At 66.4% G+C, this 18,483-nt stretch carries 15 protein-coding genes; 6 read left to right on the top strand and 9 right to left on the bottom strand.

The window, feature by feature from the left end; all coding sequences use genetic code 11:
* Window positions 1–6: 6 nt before the first annotated feature.
* The 8 genes from cheB to AC05QJ_RS07580 form a co-directional block, all read right to left on the bottom strand.
* Window positions 7–1,020: a chemotaxis-specific protein-glutamate methyltransferase CheB gene (gene cheB / locus AC05QJ_RS07615; protein ID WP_476746293.1), complete on the bottom strand. Its 1,014-nt coding sequence runs from the start codon at window positions 1,018–1,020 to the stop codon at window positions 7–9.
* Complete coding sequence (locus AC05QJ_RS07610; protein WP_476746292.1) at window positions 1,017–3,326, bottom strand: response regulator; 2,310 nt, start codon at window positions 3,324–3,326, stop codon at window positions 1,017–1,019. Before AC05QJ_RS07610 ends, cheB begins: the two co-directional genes overlap by 4 nt.
* A complete protein-coding gene (locus AC05QJ_RS07605) occupies window positions 3,323–3,985 on the bottom strand; it encodes a chemotaxis protein CheW (protein WP_476746291.1) in 663 nt (220 codons plus the stop codon). The genes AC05QJ_RS07610 and AC05QJ_RS07605 overlap by 4 nt, the downstream gene beginning before the upstream one ends.
* Window positions 3,982–5,253 (bottom strand): CheR family methyltransferase, encoded by a 1,272-nt coding sequence (locus AC05QJ_RS07600; RefSeq protein ID WP_476746290.1) that lies wholly within the window; start codon window positions 5,251–5,253, stop codon window positions 3,982–3,984. Before AC05QJ_RS07600 ends, AC05QJ_RS07605 begins: the two co-directional genes overlap by 4 nt.
* Entirely contained in the window at window positions 5,250–5,777 is a 528-nt protein-coding gene (locus AC05QJ_RS07595; protein ID WP_476746289.1) for a chemotaxis protein CheW, read from the bottom strand. The genes AC05QJ_RS07600 and AC05QJ_RS07595 overlap by 4 nt, the downstream gene beginning before the upstream one ends.
* A 7-nt stretch (window positions 5,778–5,784) precedes the next feature.
* The gene (locus tag AC05QJ_RS07590) at window positions 5,785–7,407 is read right to left on the bottom strand and encodes a methyl-accepting chemotaxis protein (RefSeq protein ID WP_476746288.1); all 1,623 of its coding nucleotides are present in this window, start codon (window positions 7,405–7,407) and stop codon (window positions 5,785–5,787) included.
* A 137-nt stretch (window positions 7,408–7,544) separates the two neighbouring features.
* On the bottom strand, window positions 7,545–8,231 hold the full coding sequence (locus AC05QJ_RS07585; protein ID WP_476746287.1) for a tellurite resistance TerB family protein: 687 nt from the start codon (window positions 8,229–8,231) through the stop codon (window positions 7,545–7,547).
* A 498-nt stretch (window positions 8,232–8,729) separates the two neighbouring features.
* Window positions 8,730–9,509: a PAS domain-containing protein gene (locus AC05QJ_RS07580; RefSeq protein WP_476746286.1), complete on the bottom strand. Its 780-nt coding sequence runs from the start codon at window positions 9,507–9,509 to the stop codon at window positions 8,730–8,732.
* A gap of 396 nt (window positions 9,510–9,905) precedes the next feature.
* Between AC05QJ_RS07580 and AC05QJ_RS07575 the strand changes: the two genes are divergently transcribed.
* The 6 genes from AC05QJ_RS07575 (at window position 9,906) to AC05QJ_RS07550 (ending at window position 17,467) form a co-directional block, all read left to right on the top strand.
* Entirely contained in the window at window positions 9,906–11,534 is a 1,629-nt protein-coding gene (locus AC05QJ_RS07575) for an APC family permease (protein ID WP_476746285.1), read from the top strand.
* A gap of 16 nt (window positions 11,535–11,550) precedes the next feature.
* Entirely contained in the window at window positions 11,551–12,564 is a 1,014-nt protein-coding gene (locus tag AC05QJ_RS07570) for an Ldh family oxidoreductase (RefSeq protein WP_476746284.1), read from the top strand.
* Window positions 12,565–12,598: 34 nt separating this feature from the next.
* A complete protein-coding gene (locus tag AC05QJ_RS07565) occupies window positions 12,599–13,525 on the top strand; it encodes a 4-hydroxyproline epimerase (protein WP_476746283.1) in 927 nt (308 codons plus the stop codon).
* Window positions 13,526–13,618: 93 nt separating this feature from the next.
* Complete coding sequence (locus AC05QJ_RS07560; protein WP_476746282.1) at window positions 13,619–14,566, top strand: dihydrodipicolinate synthase family protein; 948 nt, start codon at window positions 13,619–13,621, stop codon at window positions 14,564–14,566.
* Between the two features lie 66 nt (window positions 14,567–14,632).
* Window positions 14,633–16,210 (top strand): aldehyde dehydrogenase (NADP(+)), encoded by a 1,578-nt coding sequence (locus AC05QJ_RS07555; RefSeq protein ID WP_476746281.1) that lies wholly within the window; start codon window positions 14,633–14,635, stop codon window positions 16,208–16,210.
* A gap of 3 nt (window positions 16,211–16,213) precedes the next feature.
* A complete protein-coding gene (locus tag AC05QJ_RS07550) occupies window positions 16,214–17,467 on the top strand; it encodes an NAD(P)/FAD-dependent oxidoreductase (RefSeq protein WP_476746280.1) in 1,254 nt (417 codons plus the stop codon).
* Window positions 17,468–17,488: 21 nt separating this feature from the next.
* On the opposite strand, the gene AC05QJ_RS07545 is transcribed toward AC05QJ_RS07550, so the two are convergent.
* Window positions 17,489–18,406 carry a LysR family transcriptional regulator gene (locus AC05QJ_RS07545; protein WP_476746279.1) on the bottom strand — a complete coding sequence of 306 codons (918 nt, stop codon included), beginning with the start codon at window positions 18,404–18,406 and terminating at the stop codon, window positions 17,489–17,491.
* Window positions 18,407–18,483 lie beyond the last annotated feature (77 nt).

Genomic DNA, 18,483 nt, shown 5'->3' with positions numbered 1-18,483 from the left:
ATAACGTCATTTCGAAAAAATTTCCATTAGTCGCGGAGCTATCCGCTCCAGCGGACGCACTTCCACGGCCGCGTCGATGGCGACGGCGGCCTTGGGCATGCCGTACACCGCACTGCTCTGCTGGTCCTGGGCGATGGTCAGGTAGCCCTGTTCACGCATCAGCTTGAGCCCCTGCGCGCCATCGCGGCCCATGCCGGTGAGCAGCACGCCCACCGCATCGCCCCGCCAGAACCGCGCCACACTCTCGAAGAACACGTCGATCGAGGGGCGGTAGATTTCGTTCACCGGCTCCGCCGTATACGCCAGGGTACCGTCGGCGAGCAGGCGGATATGGTGGTTGGTGCCCGCCAGCAACACCTGGCCCGGCTGCGGCGGCTCGCCTTCGCGAGCCAGGCGGACGTTCTGTCCGGAGGTGCTGCTGAGCCATTCGGCCATGCCCGCGGCGAACACCTGATCGACATGCTGGACCAGCACGATGGATGCCGGAAACGCCTTGGGCAGGCCCTTGAGCAGCACTTCCAGCGCCGCCGGACCGCCCGCGGACGAGCCGATGGCGACCAGGCCCTGGCGCTGCACGGACGGGCGCAGCGGCGCAGATACCGGGCGCACGCTGCTGGCGCGCTGCTGGCCGATCAACCAGGAGATATTGAGGATCTTGCGCAACAGCGGCGCCGCGGCTTCCCTGGGATCGCCGCCGCCAAGGGCCGGGGTGTCCACCACATCGAGGGCGCCGTGGCCCATGGCTTCGAACACCCGGTGCACGTTCTGCTTGCGGTCCACGGTGACGATGACGATGGCGCACGGCGTATCGGCCATGATCCGCCGGGTTGCCTCGATACCGTCCATCACCGGCATGATGAGGTCCATCAGCAGCAGGTCCGGGGTCTGCTCGGCACAGCGCTGCACGGCCTCGGCGCCGTTGCTGGCGACCCAGATCACCTCGTGCGCCGGCTCGAACGCCAGGGCGCGACGCAGGGCTTCCACGGCCAGGGGCATATCGTTGACGATGGCGATCTTCATCCCTGCGCACCCCCGATCAGTTCGACCACGGCATCCAGCAAGGCGTCATCGTGGAAGCTCGCCTTGGCCAAATAGTAGTCGGCCCCGGCGTCCAGGCCACGGCGCCGGTCCTCTTCGCGGTCCTTGTAGGACACCACCATGACCGGCAACGACTGCAGACGGCTGTCACGCCGCACCAGGGTCACCAACTCGATACCGTCCATGCGCGGCATGTCGATATCGGTGATCAGCAGGTCGAAGTCCTCGCTGCGCAGCGCGTTCCAGCCGTCCATGCCATCGACCGCCACGGCCACTTCGTAGCCGCGGTTGCTCAGCAGCTTGCGCTGCAGTTCGCGCACGGTGAGCGAGTCGTCCACCACCAGCACGCGCTTGCGCGCCACTTCCCTGGCCCCGCCACCGCCGCGCTCGATACGTTCCAGGCGACCGGTGCTGAGAAGCTTGTCCACCGAGCGCAGCAAATCCTCGACATCGACGATCAGCACCACCGAACCATCGTCCAAAAGCGCGCCGGCGGAAATGTCCTGGACCTTGCCCAGGCGCGCGTCGAGGGGCATCACCACCAGCACCCGCTCGCCGATCAGGCGATCCACCGCCACGCCGTAGAGGGTTTCGCGCTCGCGGATGACCACCACCTTGATGCTGTGCCCATCGCCCTGGCCGGCCGGGCGGTTGAGCAACTGGCTCGCCGAAACCAGGCCGATATGCCGACCCTCATGCCAGAAATGCTGGCGCCCCTCGATCTGCACGATGGCTTCGGATGGCAGTTCCAGGGTGCGCTCGATATGGGCCAGCGGGAAGGCATAGGCCTCGCCACTGACCTCCACCACCAGGCTGCGTACCACCGACAGGGTCAGCGGCACTTCGAGGTGGAAACGGCTACCGGCGCCGCTGCCCTGGGTCATTTCGATCTGCCCGCGCAACTGGCGGACCATGTGCTGCACCGCGTCCAGGCCGACGCCGCGGCCAGACACCTCGGTGACCTTGTCGCGCAGGCTGAAGCCGGGCAGGAACAGGAAGGTCAGCAGTTCCGCCTCGCTCATCTGCGCCACGGTCTCGGCAGGTGACAAGTGGCGCTCGACGATGCTGCGGCGCAGGCGCTCGAGATCGACGCCGCCACCGTCGTCGCTCAGTTCCAGAATCAACAATCCGGCCTGGTGCGAGGCGCGCAGGCGAATGGTGCCTTCCATCGGTTTGCCGGCCAGCAGCCGCTGCTCGGGCATTTCGATGCCATGGTCGACGGCGTTGCGCAGCAGGTGGGTCAGTGGTGCCTCCAGCTTCTCCAGCACATCGCGATCCACCTGGGTTTTCTCGCCCTCGACCTCCAGGCGCACCTGCTTGCCCAGGGAGCGGCCGAGGTCGCGAACCATGCGGGTCTGCCCGGCCAGCACATCGGCGAAGGGCCGCATGCGGCAGGCCAGCGCCGTGTCGTAGAGCAACTGTGCCCGTTGGCCCGACTGCCAGCCCAGCTCGTCGAGGTCGGCGGCCTGCTGCAGCAGCATCTGCTGGGTTTCGCCCATCAGTTGCTGGGTCAGGGCGAGCACTTCACTGACTTCCGCGCCCTGCTCGCCCGCCTCGATCTGCGCCTTGAGGCTGTCCAGGGCACGCAGGCTCTGGCCGTGAACGCGCTTGAGGCGCTGCAGCGTGGCAAGGAAGGGTTTGAAGCGCTGAGTCTCCACCAGCGCCTTGCTGGAGAGGTCCAGCAGGCTGTTGAGGCGCTCGGCGGTCACCCGCAGTACACGCTCGCCGCCTTCGGCGGACTTGCCTTTGCGCGCCGGACGCGGCTCGGGCTCGGCTTCGATCTCGGGCTCCGGCTCGGCCTGCACGACGGGCAAGGGAGCAGGCTCCGGGGCCGCTGGTGGCGCTGGTGGCGCTGGTGGCGCTGGTGGCATGGTCGCAGGCGCCGGCGCAACGGCGCCAGGCTGCAGCAGGCCCGCCACCTGTACGAGGTAGGCCTGGACGGCCGCCTCGGTGGCAGCGCCGTCGCCCGGCGTGGCGATACGCATCAGCAGGTCGGTGCCCTGCAGCAGCGCATCAATGTGTTCGGGCCGCAGGCGCAGCCGGCCTTCCTGGGCCTCGACCAGGCAATCTTCTATCACATGGGCCACGCTGACGCCGGCGTCGATGCCGACGATCCGCGCCGCGCCCTTGAGCGAGTGGGCCGCGCGCATGCACGCTTCGAGCTGGTCGGCCTGGGTCGGATCGCGCTCAAGCGCCAGCAGCCCGGCGCTGAGCACCTGGGTCTGGGCTTCGGCCTCGAGGCTGAACAGTTCCAGCAGCGAGGCATCGCGCATTTGTTCAGGGGTCATGAAAGGCTCCGATCAACGGCGGACAACAGCTGTTGTTCGTCCAGAACGCGCACACTGCGGTCGCGCCATTGCAGGACGTGCCGGGTGAAGCGGTTGTCGTTGCCGGCGTCGCTGCGGGCGCTCAGCGGATCGATGGCGTGGATACCGTCAACCTCATCCACCGGCAACACCACGGCGCCGCCACCGGCGGCGAGGATCAGCATGCGCGGCATGACCCGCGCCGACGCCGGGGCCACCTGGGTCAGCTCGATGCCCAGCAGATCGGCCAGCGACAGGCACGGCACCAGCGCGCCACGCACGTTGGCAACGCCCTGCAAGACCCGTGAGCGCTGATGCGGCAACGAGTGCACCGGCTGCATCGGTGCCACCTCGGCAAGGCAGCGGGTGACCAGCGCCAGCCACTCCTCGCCGAGACGGAACACCAGCAGCGAAGGGCCACTGTGGGCCTGCTCCTGCTGTTCCTCCCGGACGTGAACGTCCTGGGCCAGCGCGTAGCGGTCCAGCAGGCGGGTCGCGGCGGCGGCATACACCGCGCAGTTGCGGCAGTGCACATGCTCGGCCAGCAGCGGGCAACTCTTGTTGCCGTGGACGCCGATGCGGTTCCAGCAGTCGTCGATATGTTCGACGTCGCCGCTCAGCACATTGATCTCATCGATCATCGTTCAGCCCCCCGCTCGCTGCGGGCTGCCCGCTCGCGCAGCCGCCGGGCGCCGGCAGCGTCGCCCTGGGCATCCAGCAGCATGGCCAGATGCACCAGCGCTTCGTGATGCTGGGGTTCCAGATAAAGCGCCTTGCGGTACTGGCTGACGGCCTCGCCGGCGTCGCCAGCCACATCGCTGAGCAATCCCAGCCAGTAGAACACCTGGGCCGAAGGCTCGAACTGCTGCAGGTAGCGCTGGCACGCGGCACGAGCCTCGGCGCTGTTGCCACCGTTGGCGAGCGTAGCGATGCGGGCCAGCAATTCGTCGGCCTGTGCGCTGCGCGAAGGGGCGACCGAACGGGCCGCTGTCGGCGGCGCGATCGTTCGTCGTGGCAAGGTCGCCGGGGCAGTGGCCCGCGGCGCCGGCACCGGGGCCGAAGGCGCAACCGGCAGCGCCGCGGTCTTGCGCGGCGGGGCAACGGCCTGCGGCTCCTGGCGCACATAGGCAAAGGACTGCGCCATCCCCAGCGGACGCATGCCGAGCCGTGCCAGCAGGCTGCCCTCGGCTGGCCCGATGAACAGCACGCCGTCGGCCTGGGTCAGGTTTTTCAGCACCTCGAACACCCGTTGCTGGGTGGCCAGATCGAAGTAGATCAGCAGGTTGCGACAGAACACGAAGTCATAGCTACCCTCCCGCGCCAGCAGCGCCGGGTCGAGGACATTGCCCACCTGGAATTGCACCTGCCGGCGCACCCGCTCGTCGAGATGCTGGCCGCCGTCCTCGCCCTCGCTGAAATGGCGCGGGACGAAGTCCTGATGGCTGCCACGAAACGAGTTGCGACCGTACAAGGCCCGTTCGGCACGGGCAATGGAGTTGGGGCTGATATCCATCGCATCGACACGAAACGCCTGGGCCGGCACACCGCCGTCGAGCAGGGCCATGGCGATGGAGTAGGGTTCTTCGCCAGTGGAGCACGGCAGGCTGAGAATGCGCAGCGGACGCACGCCGCCCTGCTCGGCCAGACGCTTGCGCGCCAGTTCGAGCAGGGCGGAGAAGGATTCGGGGTAACGGAAGAACCAGGTCTCCGGGACGATCACCGCCTCGATCAGCGCCTGTTGCTCCTGGGCCGACTGCTGCAACCGCAGCCAGTAGTCATCCAGGTCGCTGGCGGACAACGCCGCGCTGCGCTGGCGCAAGGCGCGCTCGACCATCTGCTCGCCAACCGAGGCGACATCCAGGCCGATACGGTCCTGCAGAAACCGGAAGAAACGCCGCTCGATGGTCATGGCAGCACCTCGAGCGCTGTGCCTTCAGGCGGGAACAGCAGCCCACGGACCTGATCGTCGAGCAGGTCCTGCACGCCGATCCACTGCAACAGGCCCTGGGCGTCTTCACGGACCGGCCCCAGGTAGGGCGCCTCGCGATTGTCCAGGCCATAGGGGCGAAATTCGGCCGGGTCGCAGCGCAGGGTATCGCTGGCCTGTTCGAGAATCAGCCCCAGCAGCCTGTCTGGCCGCGCCGGGGCGGCGCGATAGTGCACCAGCACCAGTCGCGTACTGGTGCGCTGGGGTGCCGGCTGGCCGAAGCTCAGGGCGCTGATATCCACCACCGGCACCAGCGCGCCACGGTGGGCCAGAACACCGGCGACCCACGCCGGGGTGTGGGCAATGGGTTTGAGCGGCAGGCGCGGCAGCACTTCGACCACCTCGCGGGTATCGAGGGCGAAGCGCTGGCCGCCGATGCGGAACACCAGGAACAGCCGTCCCTGGCAGGCCGCGTCCTGGCTGCGGCGGGGCTTGAGGTCGGTCATCGCCACGTCAGACTTTGAACCGCGACACACCGCCGCGCAGACCGACCGCGACCTGGCTCAATTCGTCGATGGCGAAGCTGGCCTGGCGCAGCGACTCCACGGTCTGGCTGCTGGCATCGCTGAGCTGGGCCAGGGCGTGGTTGATCTGTTCGGCACCGGTGGCCTGGGCCTGCATGCCTTCATTGACCATCAGCACCCGCGGCGCCAGGGCCTGGACCTGATGGATGATCTGGCTCAATTGCTCGCCCACCTGCTGCACCTCGAACATGCCGCGGCGCACTTCCTCAGAGAACTTGTCCATGCCCATCACCCCGGCGGACACCGCCGACTGGATCTCCCGGACCATCTGCTCGATATCGTAGGTGGCAACGGCAGTCTGGTCGGCCAGGCGCCGCACCTCGGTGGCGACCACCGCGAAACCGCGGCCGTACTCGCCGGCTTTCTCAGCCTCGATGGCGGCGTTGAGGGACAACAGGTTGGTCTGGTCGGCGACCTTGACGATGGTCACCACCACCTGGTTGATGTTGCCGGCCTTCTCGTTGAGGGTCGCCAGCTTGTTGTTCACCAGGTCTGCGGCACCCATCACCTGATGCATGGTTTCTTCCATCCGCGCCAGCCCCTGCTGGCCGGAGCCGGCAAGCACCGAAGCCTGGTCGGCGGCCGAGGTCACCTCGGTCATGGTGCGGACCAGATCACGGGACGTGGCGGCGATCTCGCGGGAGGTCGCACCGATTTCTGTGGTCGTGGCAGCCGTCTCGGTGGCGGTGGCCTGTTGCTGCTTGGACGTGGCGGCGATCTCGGTCACCGACGTGGTGACCTGCACCGACGAACGCTGGGCCTGGGACACCAGGCCGGTCAGTTCGCTGACCATCTCGTTGAAACCGGTTTCCACGGCGCCGAACTCATCGTTGCGGGCCAGGTTCATGCGCACACTCAGGTCGCCACCGCGCAGCACTTCGAGGGCGCGGACGATACGTTGCATGGGTTCGGTGATGGCCCGCATCAGCAGCAAGCCACAGATGGCGGCGGCGATCACCGCCAGCGCCAGCGACACCATCATGCTGATCTTGGCGGTAGAAACGGCGGCAACGATGTTGTCGGTGGCGTGGTCGGCGGAACGGCGATTCCAGTCGATCAGGCCATTGAGGTTCTTGCGCCCTTCAGCCCAGGCCGGGGTCAGGTTTTCCATCAGCAGGCGTTGCGCCTCCTGATAGTCCTTCCGGTCGTAGGCCGCCAGCACGCTGGCCAGCGCTTGCTTGTAGCTTTCGACCAGACGCTTGAACTCGGCGAAGTTGGCCCGGTCGTCGGAGTCGTTCATGGTCTGTTCGTAGTTGCTCATCTGCTGGAGCAGACGTTCGTCGTAGCTCTTGTAGAGCGCCATGTCGGCGTCGTTGAGCTCGCGGTGGTTGGTCAGGCCGACCAGTTGCTGGGTCAGCACGTAGCTGTCGACCCAGGCACTGCGGATCATCGAGCTGTAGTAGACGCCGGGAATGCTGTCGGAGCGGACGGCTTCTTCGCTGGATTCAATGGCCATCAGCCGTGAATAGGCGGCGATGACCATCAACGACATGATGGCGATGATCACGGCGAAACTTGCCAGGATCCGTTGGCGCAATGTCCAGTTCTTCACAATCAGCCCTCAAGCGTTCTACGCGACAGGAAAAATGGGCTGATTATAGCTCAGGCCCTACGCCATCATGGGACTGATCCTACATGAGCAAATGGGCAAAATGACTTCATTTCTGGTCATTCGCCCATTTTGTTGATTTAGATCGTACGAACCTGCTTCTCGAGTTCGGCTTTCAGGGAAGGATCGAGGCGCAACTGGCGGGCCAGTTCGTCGAGGTAGGCGCGCTCCATGAAATGCTCCTCGTCCACCAGCATCACGCTGGCCAGGTACATTTCCGCGGCCATTTCCGGGGTGGCGGCGGCGCGGGCGACATCGGCAGGGTCCAGGGGCTTGTTGAGTTCGGCGTGGAGCCAGTGCTGCAGGTCGCGGTCGTTGCCGGAGAGTTTGACGAACTCACCCTCGATCAACTCACGCTCGCGGTCATCGACGTGACCATCGGACTTGGCCGCAGCCACCAGCGCCTTGAGGATCGCCTGGCTGTGCTGCTCGACCTGGGCGGGCGGCAGGCGGTCGAGGGTCTGTGGCTCCTGCCTTGGCGCGGCGGCCTGTTGCGCCTGCCAGTTGCCGTAAGCCTTGTAGGCCAGCACACCCAGCGCGGCGAGGCCGCCGTAGGTCAGCGCCTTGCCGCCGAACTTGCGGGCCTTCTTGTTGCCCAGCAACAACGCCATCGCCCCGGCGGCCAGCGCACCGCCGCCGGCACCGGACAACAGACTGCCGAGGCCGCCGCTACCGCCCTTGCTGGACGACGAGGCGTTGCCGGACTGCTTTTGCAGCAGATCCTGGCCGGACTTGAGCAGTTGATCGAGCAGACCACGGGTGTTCATTGCGAGCCTCCTGGGGCGAAGTTTCAGACAGTGGACGCTGAAACCTGATTAACCAATGTGAGAAAACACTGAGGAACAGGAGCCCGATGCTAACCGCGTGTTTCCGCGGGGCTGGGTGAAAATGTATTTCTGGCCGTGACAACGGTTGTGTGGGGTGGCGGGTGCATGTCGGCAGTGGTGTGGCGCTCTCGAGAACGAGCGCCGCCCGCGCGGCGCTTCGCCGGCAACGCCGGCTCCCACATCTGCTGCAACGCGCCATGGCCTGTGAGAGTTGAGTCGCCAGCCTTTGGTGCTTGGCGATGTATCGCGGGGAAGCTGTTGGGCTCGGCTCGATATCGCGTCGTACAAACAAGGCGATCAACCATGGCCTGCCAGACATAGGTACGTTGCAACAAATGTGGGAGCCGGCGTTGCCGGCGATGCGCCGCGCGGGCGGCGCTCGATCTCAAGAGCGCTGAAAATCCCTAGCCATACCCTCCGAAACGCCCGCCAGGACAATCACCCCAGAACCCCGGTCGCCAACCGATACTGCCGCGGCGTAAACCCCGTCAGCATCTTGAACTGCCGGGTAAACGCGCTGTGGTCCGTATACCCGCACTGCAACGCCACCTCGGTAATCGGCAACGCCGTGCTCAGCAGGCGCCGCGCATGCTCCAGGCGCACCTTGTGGATCATCTGCCGCGGCGTCAGGTGGAACACCCGCTTGCAGTAGCGCTCCAGTTGCGCCACGGAAATGCCCGCCACGCGGGTCAGTTCACGCAGGGTCACTGGCCGGTGGAAGTGGGTCTTGATGTATTCGTCCACCGCCGCCAGCCGCTGGTACGCCGGGTGGCTGTCGCTGGCCGACTGGACATCCACCGATACCCCGGCCAGACCGATGATCCGGCCCTGACGGTCATACAGCGGCCGCTTGTGGGTCAGGCACCAGCCCGGCTCCCGCGAGCCGTACAAGTGCAGTTCCAGTTGATCTTCCAGAACCCGCCCCTCCTGCAGGACCCGGCGATCCTGTTCGGTATAACCGGGCCCCAGTTGTTCCGGAAAAACATCGGCACTGGTTTTACCCAGCAAGTGCCTGAGTTGCTTGAAGCCACAGCGCTGGACCAGCGCCTGATTGGCCAGCAGATAACGCGCCTGAAGATCCTTTATGAATATCGCCGCATTGGGAATGGCATCGAACAACGGCAACATGAAAGCCATTCCCGACAATAACGCTTCCATGGACTCAGGCCGGCACTGATCGTTGCCCTGGCACAGGATGGCAAATGCACTTGGGTTCATCGAACGCACTCTCGTTATTGACCCACTGGTAAAAAATCCGCTTCGGCTTTCGCCCGGCGGCCAGCTTGCCGAACCCTCGCGCTGCTGTCGAGTCTGGCCAGACGCCGCGAACGGCGTGGCCTGCAAAGCCTCTGAAATTTTCCGAAGAGTCATAGGGAAATTTCCGAACTATGCCGATTTCGTCATCTCCCTTGAAGAAAACCATCAAGCGCCGAAGCGCCGATGAGTCCATCGTATTAACCGTTGCCGAGTCGCCGAAAAGTTGTCGCGAACAGCAACTCCCATAACAACAAACAGGTCGCGAACGACCGCACCACCTTATCGGGCGATCCCCGAAGCCGTGCATCAAAGTGACATCACTTCTGCCTATCCAATAACCCACAAGAAGGCGACTCCATGTCAGGCAAAGGCAAGTTCAAAAAACAACTTTCATTGATAGACCTCACCTTTATCGGACTGGGAGCCATCTTCGGTTCGGGTTGGCTGTTCGCCGCCAGCCATGTGTCGTCCATTGCCGGCCCCGCCGGAATCTTCTCCTGGTTGCTGGGCGGTTTCGCCGTGCTGCTGCTGGGCATCGTCTACTGCGAACTGGGCGCCGCCCTGCCCCGCGCCGGTGGCGTGGTGCGCTATCCGGTGTATTCCCACGGCCCGCTGCTGGGCTACCTGATGGGCTTTATCACCCTGATCGCGTTCTCCAGCCTGGTGGCCATCGAAGTGGTCGCCGCACGGCAGTACGCCGCCGCCTGGTTCCCCGAACTGACCAAGGCCGGCTCCAGCGATCCGACCGTCCTCGGCTGGCTGGTGCAGTTCGGCCTGCTGTGCCTGTTCTTCGCCCTGAACTACTACAGCGTGAAGACCTTCGCCAAGTCCAACAACCTGATCAGCGTGTTCAAGTTCATCGTGCCGCTGCTGGTGATCGGCGTGCTGTTCACCTTCTTCAAGCCAGAGAACTTCACCTCCCAGGGCTTCATGCCGTTCGGCCTTTCCGGGGTGGAAATGGCCGTGTCGGCCGGTGGCATCATCTTCGCCTACCTGGGCCTGACGCCGATCATCTCGGTGGCCTCGGAAGTGAAGAATCCGCAACGCACCATCCCGATCGCGCTGATTCTTTCGGTCCTGCTGTCCACCGCCATCTATGCCCTGCTGCAGATCGCCTTCCTCGGTGGCATTCCTACCGAAATGCTGGCTCAGGGCTGGTCCGGGATCTCCAAGGAACTGGCCCTGCCCTACCGTGACATCGCCATTGCCCTGGGCGTTGGCTGGCTGGCCTACCTGGTGGTCGCCGACGCGGTGATCTCCCCCAGCGGCTGCGGCAACATCTACATGAACGCCACCCCGCGCGTGGTCTATGGCTGGGCGAAAACCGGCACCTTCTTCAAGGTCTTCACCCGTATCGACGAGCAATCCGGCATACCGCGTCCGGCGCTGTGGCTGACCTTCGGCCTGTCGGTGTTCTGGACCCTGCCGTTCCCCTCCTGGGAAGCGCTGATCAACGTGGTCTCCGCCGCCCTGATCCTCAGCTACGCCGTCGCCCCGGTGTCGGTCGCCGCCCTGCGCCGCAACGCCCCTGACCTGGCGCGTCCGTTCCGGGTGCGGCGCATGGGTCTGCTCGGTCCGCTGTCGTTCATCATCGCCGCCCTGATCGTCTACTGGTCTGGCTGGAAAACCGTGTCCTGGCTGCTCAGCCTGCAGATCCTGATGTTCGTCATCTACCTGCTGTGCGGCCGCTTCGTGCCAACCCAGCACCTGAGCCTGGCCCAGCAAGTGCGCTCTTCGGCCTGGCTGATCGGCTTCTACGCCGTGACCATCCTGCTCTCCTGGCTGGGCAGCTTCGGCGGCATCGGCGTCATCACCCATCCGTTCGACACCCTGATCGTGGCCGCCTGCGCCCTCGGCATCTACTACTGGGGCGCAGCCACCGGCGTGCCGGCGCACCTGGTGCGACTGGATGCCGAAGACAGCGAAAGCGAAATCGAACACAGCGCCCAGGCGGCTCCGTCCGGCGCCCGCGCCCAACTGTCCTGAGCCCACGGAGCACGTCATGAGCGAGCGTATCAACCTCAGCCTGGAACAGGTCTTCGACCTGGCCCACCGTGCCCTGGCGCACAACGGCATGGCCGACGACCACGCCCGGGCGATCGCCGAGGTGATCACCCAAGGCCAGCGCGACGAGTGCCACTCCCATGGCCTGTACCGGGTGCTGGTGTGCGTGCGTTCGCTGCGCTCGGGCAAGGTCGATCCAGCGGCGCAGCCGGTGCTGAGCCAGCCATCGCCTGCGATCGTCAAGGTGGACGCCCGCTTCGGCTATTCGCTGCTGGCGTTCCAGCGCGGCCTGCCGCTGCTGGTGGAGGCCGCACGCACACAAGGCGTGGCGGCCCTGGTGATCCGCAACTGCTTCCACTTCTCGGCGCTGTGGCCGGAAGTGGAGGCCATCGCCGCCCACGGGCTGGCGGGCATGGCCATGACCCCGAGCCACGCCTGGGTGGCGCCGGAAGGCGGCCGCCAGGGCGTGTTCGGCACCAACCCGCTGGCCTTCGCCTGGCCGCGGCCGGAGGGCGAGCCGTTCGTTTTCGACTTCGCCACCAGCGCCATCGCCCGTGGCGACATCGAACTGCACGCCCGCCAGCAGAAGCCGATCCCGCTGGGCTGGGGCCTGGATGCCGAAGGCCGCCCGAGCACCGACGCCCGCGCCGTTCTGAATGGCGCCATGCAGACCTTCGGCGGCCACAAGGGCTCGGCCCTGGCGGCGATGATCGAACTGCTGGCCGGCGCGCTGATCGGCGACCTGACCAGCGCCGATTCCCTGGCCTTCGACGACGGCGCCGGCGCCACGCCATGCCATGGCGAGCTGCTGCTGGCATTCGATCCGAAGCGCTTCGGCGGCGACGACGTCGAAGCCGGCCAGCAACGCGCCGAACACCTGTTCAGCGCCATCACCGGCCAGGGTGCTCGCCTGCCCTCGCAGCGCCGTTTCGATGCCCGCCAGCGCTCACTCGCCGAAGGCGTGTGGGTCGATGCCGGCCTGCTGCGGGACATCCGCGGCCTGATGAGCTGACTCCGACAACAACGCATTGCCCAAGGACAGACCCATGAAACAGATCCGCGTGATCGACTCCCACACCGAAGGCGAACCCACCCGCCTGGTGCTGGACGGTTTCCCGCAACCGAGCGGCGAGACCATGGCGCACAAGCGCGACAACCTGCGCCAGCAGCATGACCAGTGGCGCCGCGCCTGCCTGCTGGAGCCCCGTGGCAACGACGTGCTGGTGGGCGCGCTGTACACCCCGCCGGTATCGCCCGACGCCACCTGCGGTGTGATCTTCTTCAACAACGCCGGCTACCTGGGCATGTGCGGCCACGGCACCATCGGCCTGGTCGCCTCGCTGCACTACCTGGGCCGCATTGCCCCCGGCGAGCACAGGATCGACACCCCGGTAGGCCAGGTCAGCGCCACCCTGCACGCCGACGGCGCTGTCACCGTGGCCAACGTGCCGTCGTACCGCTACCGCCAGCAGGTGCCGGTGGAGGTGCCGGGCTACGGCACCTTCCTGGGTGACATCGCCTGGGGCGGCAACTGGTTCTTCCTGGTCTCCGAACACGGCCAGGACCTGCAACTGAGCAACGTCGAACGGCTCACCGACTTCACCTGGAAGATGCTCCGCGCCCTTGAAGACCAGGGCATCCACGGCGAAGACGGCGGCCTGATCGACCATATCGAACTGTTCGCCGACGACGAAAACGCCGACAGCCGCAACTTCGTCATGTGCCCCGGCAAGGCCTACGACCGCTCGCCCTGCGGCACCGGCACCAGCGCCAAGCTGGCGTGCCTGGCCGCCGACGGCAAGCTGGCCGAAGGCGAGCGCTGGGTCCAGGCGAGCATCACCGCCAGCCAGTTCGAAGGCCGCTTCGAATGGGACGGCGAGCGCATCCGCCCGTTCATCACCGGTCGCGCCTACATGACCGCCGACGCCACCCTGCTGATCGACGAGAAAGACCCCTTCGCCTGGGGCATCTGAACCGATACCACCCACAGCACCCTGTGGGAGCCGGCTTGCCGGCGATGAGGCCCTAGAGGCCAACCACCTGACAATCCAGAAGGAACACCTCCCATGACCAGCAACATCTTCACCGGCACCATCCCCGCCCTGATGACCCCATGCACCCCGGACCGCAAGCCGGACTTCGACGCCCTGGTGAAAAAGGGCCGCGAGCTGATCGAGGCCGGCATGAGCGCCGTGGTCTACTGCGGCTCCATGGGTGACTGGCCGCTGCTGACCGAAGCCGAGCGCCAGGAAGGCGTGGCCCGCCTGGTGGCCGCCGGCATCCCGACCATCGTCGGCACCGGCGCGGTCAACTCCCGCGAGGCCGTGTCCCATGCCGCCCATGCCGCCAGGGTCGGTGCCCACGGCCTGATGGTGATCCCCCGCGTGCTGTCCCGCGGTGCATCGCCAGCCGCCCAGGAAGCCCACTTCGCCGCCATCCTCGAAGCCGCTCCGAAGCTGCCGGCGGTGATCTACAACAGCCCGTACTACGGCTTCGCCACCCGCGCCGAGCTGTTCTTCAAGCTGCGCCGCCAGTACCCCAACCTGATCGGTTTCAAGGAGTTCGGTGGCGCCGCCGACATGCGCTACGCCGCCGAGCACATCACCTCCCAGGATGACGAGGTGATCCTCATGGCCGGCGTCGATACCCAGGTGGTGCACGGTTTCGTCAACTGCGGCGCCACCGGTGCCATCACCGGCATCGGCAACGCCTTGCCCCGCGAAGTCCTGCTGCTGGTGGACCTGAGCAAGAAAGCCGCCCAGGGTGACGCGATCGCCCGCCGCCAGGCGCAGGAGCTGTCGGACGCCCTGCAAGTGCTGTCGTCCTTCGACGAAGGCTGCGACCTGGTGCTGTATTACAAGTACCTGATGGTGCTCAACGGCGACACCGAATACAGCCTGCACTTCAACCCGACCGACGTGCTCAGCGACGCCCAGCGCAACTACGCGCAGAACCAGTACAACCTGTTCCGCCAGTGGTTCGCCACCTGGTCGGCGGCCAACAACGTCGCCTGATGTTCCTTCGCGGCGCCTCGTGCGCCGCGCCCGTTTTTTCCTATCGAATTCATTTCAGGAGCCGCCATGACCCTGACAGGCAACATGCTGATCGGCCAACGTACCGTCGCCGGCAGTCGCGAAGCGATCCGGGCAGTCGACCCGGCCACCAACCAGACGCTGGAGCCGGCCTACCCCGGCGGCACCTACGAACAGGTAGAGCAGGCCTGCGCCCTGGCCTGGGCGGCTTTTGACAGCTTCCGGGAAACCTCGCTCGAAGCCCGCGCCACCTTTCTCGAAACCATCGCCAGCGAAATAGAAGCCCTGGGCGACGCACTGATCGAACGTGCCGTAAGCGAAAGCGGCCTGCCCCGTGCCCGGATCCAGGGCGAACGCGGTCGCACCTGCGCTCAGTTGCGCACCTTTGCCCGCACCGTGCGCGCTGGCGAATGGCTGGACGTGCGGGTCGATCCGGCACAACCGCAGCGTCAGCCGCTGCCACGCGCCGACCTGCGCCAACGGCAGATTCCGCTTGGCCCGGTCGCGGTCTTCGGCGCCAGCAACTTCCCCCTGGCGTTCTCCGTCGCAGGGGGCGACACCGCCTCGGCCCTGGCCGCTGGCTGCCCTGTGGTGGTCAAGGCCCACAGCGCCCATCCCGGCACCAGCGAACTGGTCGGACAGGCCGTGGCCCGGGCGGCACGCCAATGCGAGCTGGCGGACGGCGTGTTCTCGCTGCTGTACGGCTCCGGTCGTGAGGTGGGTATCGCCCTGGTCAGCGATACGCGCATCAAGGCAGTCGGTTTCACCGGTTCGCGCAGCGGCGGCATCGCCCTGTGCCAGACAGCCGCCGCCCGCGCCGAGCCGATTCCGGTCTACGCCGAAATGAGCTCGATCAACCCGGTGTTCCTCTTCCCGGCGGCCTTGCAGGCACGCGGCGACGCGCTGGCGCAAGGCTTCATCGCTTCGCTGACCCAGGGCGCCGGCCAGTTCTGCACCAACCCGGGCCTGGTCATCGCCCGCCAGGGCCCGGATCTGGACAGCTTCATCGCCAGCGCCGCCCAGCACATCTGGCAGAGCAAGGCGCAGACCATGCTCACCCCGGGTATCTACAGCGCCTACCGCAGCGGCATCGAAGCCTTGAGCGACAACCCCCACGCCGAGACCGCCGCCGCCGGCCTCGCCGCCGACGGTCCGAACCAGTGCCAGACCCACCTGTTCGTTGCCACGGCGCGGGACTTCCTGGCCGATGAAAGCCTGCAGGCCGAAGTCTTCGGTTGCGCCTCGCTGGTGGTGACCTGCGCCACCGACGCGGAAATCCATCAGGTCGCCGAGCACCTGGAAGGCCAACTGACCGCCACCCTGCACCTGGACGAAGCCGACCTCGACGCCGCCCGCCGCCTGCTGCCGACCCTGGAGCGCAAGGCCGGACGCCTGCTGGTCAACGGCTGGCCGACCGGCGTGGAAGTCTGCGATGCGATGGTCCATGGCGGCCCGTTCCCGGCCACCTCCGATGCCCGCAGCACCTCGGTAGGCACGGCGGCGATCCTGCGGTTCCTGCGGCCGGTGTGCTACCAGGACTTCCCCGACAGCCTGCTGCCGGTCGCGCTGCAGCACGACAATCCGCTGCACCTGCGGCGGTTGCTCGACGGGCAGAGAGAAGCCTGATCCATGGCCACGACCTTCACCCCCGGCGTGGACATCGCCGTGATCGGCGCAGGTATCGTCGGCGTCGCCTGCGCGCTGCAACTGGCCCGCCAGGGCCAGCGGGTGCTGCTGGTAGACCGCGAGACGCCGGGCATGGGCGCCTCGTTCGGCAATGCCGGCCATCTGGCGACCGAACAGGTGTTTCCCATCGCCGACCTGTCGATCCTCAAGCGCCTGCCGGCGATGCTCATGGACCCCATGGGCCCGCTGCGCCTGGACTGGAAATACCTGCCACGGGCCTTGCCGTGGTTCACCCGCCTGCTGCTGAACCTGCGGCCGCGGCCGTTTCGCCGCAGCGTGGCCGGCATCCGTGCGCTGAACGAAGGCAGCCTGGGGGCCTGGCAGCGCCTTCTGGGCGCCATCGGCCGCAGCGACCTGCTCAGGGAAGACGGTTCGCTGCTGGTCTTCGAGCGGCCCGAATCACGCCCGGCCATCGACGCCCTGCAGGCACGCATGCGCCAGCAGAACGTGCCGGTGGAACGCTGGTCTGCCGACGCGGTGCGTGCCGCTGCACCGCAGTTGAGCGAGCACTTGCAGGGTGGCCTGTTCTTTCCCGCCACCGGGCATTTCCTCGATCCCCATGACGCGGTAAAGGCGCTGTTCGAGGCTGCCAGTGCTGCCGGTGTGCAGTTCATTCAACGGGACGTGGGAGACGCCCAGGTAAAAGCCGATGCCGTGTCATTGCGTACCGACCAGGGCGAGTTGGTGGTGCCGAACGTGTTGATCGCCTGCGGCGCCCACTCCGCCCGGCTCACCACCGCGCTGACCGGCAAGCGGGTACCGCTGGACACCGAGCGCGGTTATCACCTGATGCTGCCCCACGAGCAGGGACGGCTACCGTTTGCCGTCACCTCACTGGAGCGCAAGTTCATCATGACGCCCATGAGTGGCGGCCTGCGCCTGGCCGGGACGGTGGAGTTCGCCGGCCTGAAGCGCCCGCCGAACATGGCACGGGCCTGGCAGTTGCAGCGCCTGAGCCAGGGGCTGTTCAAACGGGAATTGAGCGCGAAGGACGCCACGCCGTGGATGGGCTTCCGGCCTTCGCTGCCCGACTCGCTGCCGGTGATCGACCGGGTCTGCAAGGGTCGCGTGTTGCTCGCCTTCGGTCATCAGCACCTGGGGCTGACCCAGGCGGCGGTGACGGCGGAAATGGTCGCCGGGTTGATGGCGGCCAGCCCCGTGGACGGCGTGGAGGCGTATCGGCTGGAGCGTTTCTGAGCCAGTCGTTCGCGCCCGGACTCACGCCTGCGCGTGGGTCGCCGAGATCAGGAACTGCTGAAACGCCCGCGCCGCCTCCGGCATGGCCCGCTTGCCCTGCCAGATCAACCCCAGCTCCATCGACGGAATGGTCCCGGCCACCGGCCGGGCCTCGATCCGCTTGCCTTCCAGCGACCAGGGCCGATAGATCATGTCGGACAGGATGGTCACGCCAAACCCATGGGCCACCAGCCCGCGCAGCGCCTCCACCGATGAAGTGCGAAAGGCGATGCGCGGCTCCAGCCCCGCCGCCCGCCAGTATTTCATCGCCGACTGCTCGCCCTCGTCCACCGTCGCCACCAGGTAGGCGTGCCCGGCGATATCGGCCAGGGTCACGCTTTCCAGCGCCATCAGCGGGTGGTCGCTGGCCGCCCACAACTGCCGCCGCGAACGCATCAGCACATGACGCTCGAACGGCTGCGCCGCATCGACGTTGGACAGGATGGTCAGGCCAAGGTCCAGCGCGCCACTGGCAATGCCCTGTTCGATGCCCGGCCGGTCCATGTCGATGAGGTCGATCTCCACCTGCGGATAGCTACGCTTGAAACGCGCCAGCAAGGTCGGCAGGAAATACCCCAGCACCGTATACGAAGCACCGACCCGCACCGTCCCGGCCATGCTGTCACGCTGGAACAGCGGCTGGGCAACGGCGTCCTGCAGGGTGTCGAGGATGTGCCGGGCATGCTGGTAGAACTTGTGCCCTTCGGCGGTGAGGCTCACTCCGTGTGGCAGTCGCTCGAACAGGCGCACGCCGAGCATGTCCTCCAGTTGGCTGACCGCTGCGGTGATTGCCGACTGGGACACATGGACCGTCAACGCCGCCTGGGAAAACTGCCCCAATTCGGCGGCAGCGACGAAGTAGCGGAGCTGGCGCATGGAGATATCGCTGCGATTCGACATTTGATTTTCAGATACCTGTTCGCATTTTTTATGAATTTACGATAACCCGAGGCGCTTCATAGACTCCAGCGCACATC

Source organism: Pseudomonas sp. TUM25319 (assembly GCF_056388475.1).
Note: the sequence above shows the minus strand (reverse complement) of the source record. Positions and strands in the feature narration are given on the sequence as shown.